Source organism: Bacillus sp. JJ1122, assembly GCF_036964885.1.
Taxonomy (GTDB): Bacteria; Bacillota; Bacilli; order Bacillales; family Cytobacillaceae; genus Mesobacillus.
On the sequence record NZ_JBALQL010000011.1, the window covers coordinates 71,673 to 82,535 of the forward strand.

Genomic DNA, 10,863 nt, shown 5'->3' on the forward strand with positions numbered 1-10,863 from the left:
TTAATAAAAAGTATTGAGTTATTCCATCGTTATTGATAAATTTTATAGAGCCTATAAAATTTGTTTATGGAAAGGTGATTTTCTAATGAAAAAAATAATAATGTTAGTAAGTTTAATGGTCATTTTCGCCTTGTCTGGTTGTTCAGGTAATGATGCCGAAAATACTCAAACTAAGAAAGAATCTGAAACCATTAAAATTGGTGCGATTCCGGATCAGAATGCCGCTGACCTGAACAGAAGCATGGAAGACTTTGCGAAAGATTTAGGTAAAAAAACGGGATTAAACGTGGAATACGTTCCTTCTGTCGATTATTCCGCACTTGTGACTGCTTTTGAACGAGGTGAAATCCAGCTGGCATGGTTTGGCGGACTTACAGGTGTGCAGGCTAGAAGTCTAGTCCCCGAAGCTGAAGCATTTGCCCAAAGACCGATTGATGAAAAATTCAAATCAGTATTTATTGCCCAAAACGACCTCGATATTGATAGTCTCGAGGATTTAAAGGGGAAATCCTTTACATTTGGCAGCGAGAGTTCTACTTCAGGCCACTTGATGCCTCGTTATTTCATGATGGAAGCGGGAATTAATCCCGATAAGGATCTTGATGGTGCTCCAAATTACTCTGGATCACATGATAAAACTTACAAGCTTGTTGAATCAGGAGCATTCCAGACTGGCGCTTTGAACATCTCAGTTTGGGAAGCTGCAGTAAAAGAAGGCAAGGTTGATGAATCAAAGGTAAAGGTATTCTATACAACACCTGAATATTTGGATTATAACTGGACTATCAATAAGGTTGATAAGGAAACGAAAGAGAAAATAAAAGATGCCATTCTTTCAATGAAGGCTGAAGATAATGAGATTATGGAGCTTTTGCAGACTGATAAATTCATAGAGACGAACAATGAGAACTATAAAGCGATTGAAAAAGTCGCGAAGGAACTAAAGATCATCAAGTAGGTGGAACTAATGGCTTTAGAAAAGGAAATTATTAACCTAAACCAAATATCAAAACATTATGAGCGGAAGATAGCCTTATCTTCCCTTTCTTTTACCGTAAAAAAAGGTGAATTAATTGCTCTGATTGGTCCGAGTGGCGCGGGGAAAACGACTCTGCTGAATATATTAGCGTCTATTTTGGTTCCGGATCGGGGTACGGTCAATATTGATGGCCGGCCATTATCAGAGTTAGCTGACCAAAAGAAAAGAGCAAAAAAAATCGGTATTATCCGCCAGCAGTTTGACCTTGTTGGTGAGCTTCCGGTAATCCATAATGTGTTGGCTGGACGCCTTGGTGATTGGGGAGTTGTTAAGTCGCTCCTCTCCCTTCTTATTCCTCAGGAAAAGGAGTATGCAGTCAATGCTTTGGAGCGTGTTGGTCTTGCGGAAAAATTGTATGAACGTACCTCTACACTTTCCGGAGGTGAACAGCAGAGAGTAGCCCTAGCACGTCTCCTCGTCCAAAATCCTGAAATCATTCTCGCAGATGAGCCCGTTGCTTCACTTGATCCTGCGCGTGCTGAAGATATCCTTGAACTTTTAGTTGAAATTGCACTAGAGGAAAAACAGACTCTGATTGCCAGTTTGCATTCAGTAGAATACGCTAAAAAATATTTTGATAGACTGATTGCCTTGAAGAATGGCGAGGTTTTCTTTGATCTCCCCGCTGCTTCAGTTTCTGATGATCACATCGCAAGCTTGTATAAATTGAAGGAGCGATCTTGATATGGAGAAGAGCTGGTTATCATTCGATCTCCATAAGCGCAAGATTCTCTCTCTGATCCTGTTTCTATTATTTTTCTGGAGTTTGTTTTCTGTGGAGTGGAATTTTGATTTAATTCATACCGGAGGGCTGAAAACAGCAGGACAAATGATTGAAGCACTCTTTCACCCTGACTTATCAAGTGACATATTGCTGCTTGCGGTTGAATCAAGCTGGACTACTCTTTCTTACGCTGCAGCAGGCATGAGCTTAGCATTGATCATTGCGTTTTTGTATGGCATCCCCGCTTCAGGAGTTTTGATTAAGAGAACAAAGACTAAAAAGGTTATGAAAGCTTTTTTTAGAGGGCAATTAGGATTTATGAGGGCAATACATGAACTAGTCTGGGCATGGCTTTTTGTCGCCTCAATCGGCCTGTCACCATTTGCGGCAATTTTTGCATTGGCCATACCTTATGGTGGCATACTGGGCAGGATTTTTGCTGAAATGCTGGAAGATGTTCCTCAAGAACCAATTACAGCACTCGAGGCAACTGGTGCGTCGCGCCTTCAAATTCTATGGTATGGATATCTGCCGATGGCCAGAGCGAGTATTACAAGCTATGCCATGTACAGATTTGAATGTGCGGTTCGTTCATCCGCTATCATGAGCTTTGTTGGCATCGGCGGACTCGGATACCAAATTCAGCTTAGTTTAGATGACCTTCACTACAATGAAGTTTGGACTTTCATGTTCTTTTTAATTTCCCTGGTGATCATTATTGATGCCTGGAGCAATCAATTAAGAAAGAGGCTGGTACAATGAAGGTTCGGAAAAAACGAAAAATCACTTTTGTTACTGCCTCTGTCTATGCTTTGCTTCTGCTTGGTGCTGGATCCTGGGTTTCAATTTTCATCTTTGAAAAAGCGAGTCTTTCCACTCTTTTTTCTCAACAAAACTTAATGTATTCAAGTAAATTTTTCAAAGGACTTTTCGGTATTGGAGAAGAGAGTCCTGCATTTTTAAACCTGGACAGCTGGAAAACGGCAATTGATCTTACTTTCGATACATTGAAAATGAGTGTAATGGCTACCGGCTTTGCGACAATGGCTGCACTTCTAACAGTGGTCCCGGCAGCCAGAAATGTCGCGAATGGTTCAATTACCCTGGCGAAAAAATGGCATGGCTGGATTTCGTTTGGTATTATTCGAAGTATATATATATTTTCCCGTGCTGTACCTGAGCTTGTATGGGCCATGATGATCATCTTTATTTTCAAGCCGGGAATACTGCCAGGTGCTATTGCCCTTGCTCTTCATAATTTCGGCATTCTCGGCAAGCTTTGTGCAGAGGTGATTGAAGACCTCGATTCACGGCCAGTCCGGAACTTGGCTTCCAGTGGCGCTGGACGTGTGCAAATATTGCTTTACGGTGTATTGCCAGCCGCACTTCCCCGCTTTTTGACATATATCCTGTACCGCTGGGAAGTGATTATGCGCACAACGATTGTTGTTGGTTTTGTTGGTGCCGGCGGGCTTGGACGGCAATTCAAGCTTAGCATGAGTTTTTTTCATTACACCGATCTCACTTTATTACTGTTATGTTATTTAATCCTTGTTTTCGCTGCAGATTATATATCTGAAAAAGCGCGATTCTTCATAAAATGAAACGAATCCGGCCAATGCATTGGCCGGATTCGTTTTATAATATATCGATATTTTCCAATCCGTTTTCCAGGAAGTATTTTTCATAACGTGCCTTCAGCTGAAAGAGTCTATTGATTTTTTCCTCGATCGGCGCATCGATATTGATTTCGCGCTTCAGGTCTATCGTTGCTAACTTATGAGTCAATTGATCCCAGAAAACATCCTCCTCATACTCATCAATAATAGCTTCCACACTTTCCTTCAAGGCTTCTGAAAGATAGTAATATTCTTCCGTTTTATCATAGTAAATTTGGTCACCTGCTTCAAAATCATCGGCTAATGAAAAAATGTACTGTTCAAGTTCTTCTGCCCTGCTGACCAGAGTATGGTCGGCTTCTGTGAGTCCGATCGGCCAATTGCCGAGCTGCAGCAATTTGACAAGGGTTAAATATTGTTCTTTTGAAAGGTCAATCTTCATTGTAACCTCCTCCTTCATATGCTTGTTTCATGTATATGACAGTACAGGACAGGATTTTCCTAAACAAAAATAAAAACGGCAAACCATGTTTTAATGGTTTGCCGGGTAATCATTTATTTCAATTTCCAATTCGAATTGCTTCCCCAATTAGCTGAATATCTTTATATATTTCAATTTTTAGCTTCTCATCCTCACATTGTGAGTACTCATCAAACAAACGCCCTAGTTCTTTTATAAATATTAGATGCTCTTCGACTGCAACCATACAGAGACCCCTTTACACAGAAGATGACCAGTGGCTATATGCTGTTAATTCTATTTTCTGTTGACCAGAATATTTACCCGTTAATTAAAAATTAAAACTTGAATCTTTTTAATATGTTTATTGTCGGCCTGGACATCTTATGACAACATTGCGACTTTTGTTTATAGTTGCGAACTTTGTGGGAAGTAATAAGGAAGTACATACATAATCAGGGGGAATAGGAATGTGGGTTCAAAAACCATTTTTTAAATATGCATCAGGAATCATTTTAGTTCTTCTTATTATCTTTTTATTTGGAAAGATCGATTATTTTGTCTGGCCGCTGCAGAATTTCATCATTGCGATCTTCTTTCCGGTTCTTATTTCAGGATTAATCTATTATATTTTGAGAAAGCCTGTTAGATGGCTTGATCAATACATGCCAAAGGTGATCAGTATTCTTATCGTCTTTGCTGTATTTATTGGGATTTTCGCAACTTTTTTCTATTTCGCTGGATCGCTGGTTGGTGAGCAAGTCAGCAATCTCACTGAAAATTTTCCTCAAAGAATAGAAGAAGTCACTAAGGAATCGGAAAAAGTAATGAAAGAAAATAAGTTTGAAATGCTAGATGCAAGTGAGGTAAAGCAAAAAGCACTCACTTATTTAAGTAAAGTATCAAATAATCTTGGTGAAAATGTCATGTCGATTATTTCATTACTCACCAGTGTAGCGACTGTTTTAGTCGTAGTTCCTTTCCTTGTATTTTTCTTTTTGAAGGATGAGGAAAAATTAAGGCCATATATTATAAAACTGATTCCGAATGAGCATGAACAGGAAGGTAATAAAATTCTTAAGGATATTGATAAAACACTTTTTACTTATGTAACCGGACAGTTTATTATCGCGCTTGTTGATGGAACTCTAATGTACATTGGATATAAAATAATCGGCCTGGACTACGCCCTGCTCCTAGCGATTTTTACCATGTTTTTAACTGTTGTACCATTTCTTGGTCCAATCATTGGTGTGTTGCCTGCTCTGCTTGTGGCCCTGGCAACAAGTCCGATGATGATGTTCAATGTCCTGGTCGTACTACTTGTGGTGCAGCAACTCGAAGGCAATTTTGTTACCCCGCAGGTAATGGGTAAAAAGTTAAATATCCATCCAATAACGGTTATCCTCTTATTGATTGCGGCAGGATCAATATATGGTTTCATAGGCATCCTTATCGCCATCCCGCTATATTCAGTCATTAAGATCATCATTAAGGATGTATGGAAATTTTACAGGCTTCGCCAAAAGAAAAATTTTATCAATCCAGAGGTTTAATAAATGAGATCTAAACCATAGTGATAAAAAAGCAGAAAGCATCGGTCTTTAGCCGATGCTTTCTGCTTTTCTATTGGACAGGGCCGTTTCCTCCTTGGTCTATAAAAGAGGATTCATTTCTTGCCAAGTCTTGTTCAATCCGGTGGTTTTCTGAATCTAGTTTAGGGTCACCCATCCCCTTCTTTTTATCATAATAAATAACAATCGGCACTAAAACAATCAGCGGAGAAATAAGGATTAACCAAATCATATTAAAGCCTCCTTGACACATGTTATTCACTACATTTATGTTAGCATGAATAATTAGATAAATGTGGAAATAAATGATACTAATTATGTGGAAAGAGCCTTAAGTAAGAAAAAAACCGGCTCCATTTTTAGAGCCGGTTCCATAATTTAATTGTTTATATATCGCTCGTATACAAACCCGAAATCTTTGACATTGTATTTTTTTCGGGAATTCATCAGCCAATTAAAGGCCATTTCATTCAAATCTCTGAAATCATTGACGACGCTCTCTTCTTTTGTTGCAATTCTGCTTAATGTAGTCGCCGCAAGGTTCAAGCTTTGCTGGGCATATTCCATAGAAAATTCATTTTCTTTGGTAATTTCGGCAATCCGGATCAAAGCTTTATATAAATCCTTCAGTTCTTCTATGTGTTTTTTATGTACATCGATTGAGAATGCAGTGGAACCGATGACGAATTTTATCTCAACATCAAGGTCAACAGTGCCTGCTGTTTCAAGATGGACATTCGTAATTTTGTGTTCACTGAAACTATAGCGGTGCAATGTTCGCTTTTTGCTCATAGCGCTTGTCCCATCTAAGTGGATCAATGCTTTATTTGTAAAGCAATATTCATCTGTTTTCGATTTAATCAAGAAGTAGATTTTTTCGTTATCCTCATGCATTACATAATCATCAGCATCGACTTTATCATAATCTGCTGGGTTAATTACACTTCCGACATCACTTAAGCCTAATACATCTGAAGCAACTCTCTTAAACATTTACCCACCTCTTCTTTAAGAAATATTCATTTTCATTTTAACATAAACTGGCAAAAAGAGGTGGAGAGACTATCAAGTTTCCAATATAGTTTTAAGAAAGCAACTTGTTATCTTTTTGCATTCTTAATTCTGAGTCAATCATGCCGTCGAGCCTAATAATACTCTCTCTTGCCCGTTCATGGCTGATTTTTCTGTAGTGGTGGTTTCCGCCTTCTTCTTCGTCTTTTTCATCAGCCCATTTTACGACTTGCTGGAGTGGTGTGCGGATGATATCATTTGATGGCAAAAAGGAGTCAGTATGGAAAAGAATTGCAAGTGAAGTGGCTTTCGCCTGCACGGGGTTTTCGCCGAGACGGATTAAGAGTTTGTGAGCCCTCTCTGCTCCCTTAATTGGATGGATATCGTTTTTTCTATATAATTCGTAGTCCCATTTCCCATTTCTATACCAGGTAAAATGCCCGATATCATGCAAAAACCCTGCTTTAGCAGCGATATCAACATCTACCTTATGTTCTTTCGCAAGATGGAAAGCATGATATGCCACGGCAATAGCATGCGCCATACCTGAGCGCTTTACATATTTTTGTGCAATATGGTGTTCGAATATATTCAGTAGTGTTACATCCCTCATTTCATTACCTCCTTAGCTGATGTGATACCCATATTTTAAAAAATAGTAACAGAAATCCAGAAGAAATGCAGCTGTTAGTTACTATACTGGCAACGAGAATGGCAACCATGTCTTATCTAACATTCCCAAAATTCATTTCCCATTACTATACATTATATAAAAAAAACTGGTAATGGATTGGATGCCTCTTCCCTTACCAGCCTTAATATATGTTAATTCCAAGATTTAAATTTCGAGCTGAATTTCTCTCTTAAGGTGATGATGAATGTTTTTTCTCCTTTAGCTCCCTTTTGCTTGTTCCATTCATTGAAACTCGCAACGGCGATTAAAATGGAGCCGCCGATGAGCAGATATCCCCACCAAGGAAGATTTCCCCAAAACGGCCTGGTTTGGAGGATGACATTCAGGAGCAATACTCCTGCACCAACAAAGAAATATGCTTTTACTCTCAGCCACATCCCTGCCAGCATTGAGATTAAAGATAAGGATCCAAGGATTAAGGCGTCATATATGGTATTACTCATCAAGCCGTCTCTGATAAGAACCAGTGAAACAATGATCAGTGTGGCCCATTCGATATGGCCAGTTATATTCTCCCATTTCCCTTGAGCGACAAACCGTAAGAAGATCACAAGCGCAATAAATGGCAGGACATATACTTCCCAAAGCCATAAAGCAGGGATATTTAACTGTTCAACGGAGGCATAATATGGAACCAGCAGATATGCCCCAGAAATAAAGGTGAAGCCTATTTCCCAATCGCTGTGAACTCTTTTTCGCTGATGCCAGAAAGCTCCGGACATAAGCAGGCCATGAACAATTTGAGCCCAAAATGCTTCAGCTTTAAATAACGAAATTGAGACAATGAAGAAAAACGAAACAATTGTATAAGAATCTAGTTTACCAAGTCCAAAAACACCGCCTTTTTCCCATAAGCTTGAATACAATATTTTTCCTGCAATCAGCAGTATTAAACCAAAAGCAGCAAGAAAAGCGATGTCAAACGTTACATGAATCCTTGATTGGTAAATCATTTGAATTGATGCATAAAAAATCATCAGCAGCGGCAGAAGATTAAGCAAATCCCATTTTACCCGATGGAGCAAGAATAATGTTCCGACAGCATACAGAACGGTCAATCCAAAAAGCATCCAGTTGTAAGGATAAGTAACAATGAAGCTGGCAATGCCAAGAAGTGAAAAAGGAACAAGATAAAATACGGTTCTTTGCTTGAATGCTTCTTTTGCGATAAACCAGAAAACTCCGATTAAGATACTTGTTGACAAAAATGCATAATAGCCTGAATCTTCACCTGTAAAATAGATGATTCCTGTTTTTATGGATAAAAATAACGTCGTGAAGGCACCATACAATATGGCTTTCACTTTCCACTCCTGCTTAACAAACAACAAACTGGCTATATAGACGCCGGTAGCCATCAAATAACTCCATACAGCATCTTGCCCATACATTACATAAGAAAGTATCAAGGAAGGCGCAAGGTAGACATGAGCTACCCAGGAAATGCCGGTTGCAAGAACCTTTTCTTTTTGGAAAAGCACTGCTGCTGCTCCTAGAAGCAGCCATCCTCCTCCCAGGAAGAGCAAAGTTTCTGCAGAGTAACTGAAATCATACAATTCCTCGTTAATAGAATTCAAGGTAATGATGTACCAAGCAAGGCCTATAATACCAGTCAGATAGGAAATAATAACATCCTTTGTTGTTTTAAAGAGGATGATTGACATAACGAGGCCGCCAAGCCATAGCAGCGATTCACCCAGGACACTGGAGATCGGTGCTGTAAATGTGAAAAATAAAGCTGCAGCATAAAAACAATGTGAACTGAAGAATGTACTTTCAGCCAACTTAAATTCGTTGAGATTCTTGAATATATAGCTGCTTGCTAACAGCAGCATCCCTGCTATTGCAAAATTTCCTGGCATTCCTGAAAATTCATCATAAATGCTGGAATGTGATCTGATTTCTTCACAAAATGCAGCGACTGATAGACCAACAGAGATGGGTACTGCCCATTGCGCAAATAAAGGTAAAAAAGATCTGCTTTCAATTTTGATCATCAAGTAAAATAGGATACCCGTTAAGAAAAACATTAATCCGAGTTCCTGCCAATGCAACATGGCGAAGGCAACCAAAATCATGAATAACATGATGACCATCCCGACATCTCTGGAGCTGTTGTGGATGATCCTCAGTTTTTCAACCTTAAGCTTCCATCCGAAAACTGTAAATAAAATGAATCCAATTAAGAAGATCGGAAGGATTAAAGATTCGAATTGAACCCAGTTATGCAGCTTCATAACCGCTTCAAACAAAGCTGATGCCAAGAAGATTGGGCTAAGGTAGCGGAAAATAATGTTTTTATGAGTGTTCGCTAAGTAAATAAAATTAACCGCGATGAATATATATGCCACAAAAAGAGTGAAAGATGGATTTTGCGAACGCTGCAGCATCCCTTCTACGGTAATCATGATAAAAGCGAGCCCGGATACAATTGCGCTTGTTAGCTGAAAAATCTTCTTCAAACCGAATTGCTCTTTTAAGACTTTAGGAAGCAGCAAGAAAACGAATCCAAGAAGCGCATAGCCAATGACGCTGACTTCTGGAAAACTCCAATTTTCTAAAATTTGATAAGCTCCAAAAACGAGCATCGCGCTGAAAACAAAATGGTATTCTTTGCGGCCATTCACAAAAATCATCGAAAGATAAATGGCAGCAGTCATTATTAAATTGAATCCATAAAAAAGTTGATTTTCAAAGAAAATAAGCATTAATAATGTAGATAAGATCAGGTTAGCCTGTGAATAGAAAGCAAGCTCCTTGGTAAAAAGGGTATACATTTCTTTCTTTTTCAGATAATGATATCCAGTAATCAGCAGTGAGTTGTATATCATTAATCCTAGATAGAAACCATCTGCATCAAGTCCAATTGCTCTTAAAAAATAGGCCGCGGAGGCAGTTGATGCGATGAAAGCAAACCACACAAACAACCTTGATGATAATTTTTCAGCCAGTAGAATGTAAACAGGAATCAGGACGGAACTGCTTATAAATCCTAAAATGAATCTTCCTTCTCCTTTGAAGCTAAGAGTAGATCCAAGCAGCTCGAACCAGCCGAGCGATAAGGTGAAAATCGGCAAAAATAAGCTTCCTAACACGACAAATGCAAAGGCAGTCTTTTCAATCTTTAAAATTCGATAACTGACAAAAGCGATCCCGTAAAACAGAGCAGACACAAGTGCGATCGATCCGGCTTTCATCCAAGGAGTCATGGTTTCCCAGTTGCTCGTTGCGACAAACAAGCCGCCGATCAACAGCATAATGACTCCTATATTCAGCGACCATGAAATATTTCGTTCTCGTATTTCTTCAGATGTTTTCTTCGGTTTTACTTTCACAGGCATTTTTGTTATTTGTACCTTCATTTCTTTTTCAGAAACAGGCTGTACAATAGCTGTATTGGCTGATTGTTCTTTTACTGCCGACTCTTTTTCCTGCTGTTCGTGGGCAAGTATGAAAGAAAAATATTCATTGTGCGCTTCAGACACTTTTTTGTATTCCTCTTTTGTTACATATCCCATTTCTTTTAAGTTGTAGAGTTCATTGCGAAATATCCGCCGCCGTTCTTCTTTAGGAATGAATTCCATCTTAATCCTCCTGTTCTCCTGAAATCCATTTTTAACCGTTTAGTGTAATTTTACACATTTTATTAAAAATTTCAATATATATCTATGTTATATCTCAATAGACTTTTCGACATATTTCTATTTTCATCGTGGGTTTTCACCATTATAATGTAATACAT

General features: G+C 38.8%; 11 protein-coding genes. 5 read left to right on the top strand and 6 right to left on the bottom strand.

All coding sequences use genetic code 11. The annotated features are described in order from the left end of the window. The first annotated feature begins 85 nt into the window (after positions 1 to 85). From V7201_RS07310 to V7201_RS07325, 4 genes are read left to right on the top strand one after another with little or no spacing between them, the layout of a single operon-like run. Positions 86 to 958, top strand: a complete 873-nt coding sequence (locus V7201_RS07310) for a putative selenate ABC transporter substrate-binding protein (RefSeq protein WP_335376137.1) — start codon at positions 86 to 88, stop codon at positions 956 to 958. A 9-nt stretch (positions 959 to 967) separates the two neighbouring features. Further along, positions 968 to 1,723 carry a phosphonate ABC transporter ATP-binding protein gene (locus V7201_RS07315; protein WP_335376138.1) on the top strand — a complete coding sequence of 252 codons (756 nt, stop codon included), beginning with the start codon at positions 968 to 970 and terminating at the stop codon, positions 1,721 to 1,723. Between the two features lies 1 nt (position 1,724). Beyond that, positions 1,725 to 2,525: a PhnE/PtxC family ABC transporter permease gene (locus tag V7201_RS07320; protein ID WP_335376139.1), complete on the top strand. Its 801-nt coding sequence runs from the start codon at positions 1,725 to 1,727 to the stop codon at positions 2,523 to 2,525. Next, the gene (locus tag V7201_RS07325; RefSeq protein ID WP_335376140.1) at positions 2,522 to 3,367 is read left to right on the top strand and encodes a PhnE/PtxC family ABC transporter permease; all 846 of its coding nucleotides are present in this window, start codon (positions 2,522 to 2,524) and stop codon (positions 3,365 to 3,367) included. The genes V7201_RS07320 and V7201_RS07325 overlap by 4 nt, the downstream gene beginning before the upstream one ends. A gap of 34 nt (positions 3,368 to 3,401) precedes the next feature. Here the strand turns inward: V7201_RS07325 and V7201_RS07330 are convergent, their stop codons facing one another. Beyond that, positions 3,402 to 3,824 (bottom strand): hypothetical protein, encoded by a 423-nt coding sequence (locus V7201_RS07330; RefSeq protein ID WP_335376141.1) that lies wholly within the window; start codon positions 3,822 to 3,824, stop codon positions 3,402 to 3,404. 118 nt (positions 3,825 to 3,942) lie between these two features. Next, positions 3,943 to 4,089, bottom strand: coding sequence for a hypothetical protein (locus tag V7201_RS07335; RefSeq protein ID WP_335376142.1), 147 nt, complete (start codon positions 4,087 to 4,089; stop codon positions 3,943 to 3,945). Between the two features lie 223 nt (positions 4,090 to 4,312). Between V7201_RS07335 and V7201_RS07340 the strand changes: the two genes are divergently transcribed. Further along, complete coding sequence (locus tag V7201_RS07340) at positions 4,313 to 5,398, top strand: AI-2E family transporter (protein ID WP_335376143.1); 1,086 nt, start codon at positions 4,313 to 4,315, stop codon at positions 5,396 to 5,398. A 70-nt stretch (positions 5,399 to 5,468) separates the two neighbouring features. Here V7201_RS07340 and V7201_RS07345 read toward each other — a convergent pair whose 3' ends face one another. The 4 genes from V7201_RS07345 to V7201_RS07360 all read right to left on the bottom strand — a co-directional run bounded on the left by V7201_RS07345 (position 5,469) and on the right by V7201_RS07360 (position 10,705). Then, complete coding sequence (locus tag V7201_RS07345; RefSeq protein ID WP_335376144.1) at positions 5,469 to 5,648, bottom strand: hypothetical protein; 180 nt, start codon at positions 5,646 to 5,648, stop codon at positions 5,469 to 5,471. Between the two features lie 146 nt (positions 5,649 to 5,794). Continuing rightward, entirely contained in the window at positions 5,795 to 6,409 is a 615-nt protein-coding gene (locus V7201_RS07350; protein ID WP_335376145.1) for a PH domain-containing protein, read from the bottom strand. A 91-nt stretch (positions 6,410 to 6,500) separates the two neighbouring features. After that, on the bottom strand, positions 6,501 to 7,040 hold the full coding sequence (locus V7201_RS07355; RefSeq protein ID WP_335376146.1) for an HD domain-containing protein: 540 nt from the start codon (positions 7,038 to 7,040) through the stop codon (positions 6,501 to 6,503). Between the two features lie 212 nt (positions 7,041 to 7,252). Next, positions 7,253 to 10,705: a hypothetical protein gene (locus tag V7201_RS07360; RefSeq protein WP_335376147.1), complete on the bottom strand. Its 3,453-nt coding sequence runs from the start codon at positions 10,703 to 10,705 to the stop codon at positions 7,253 to 7,255. Positions 10,706 to 10,863: the final 158 nt, after the last annotated feature.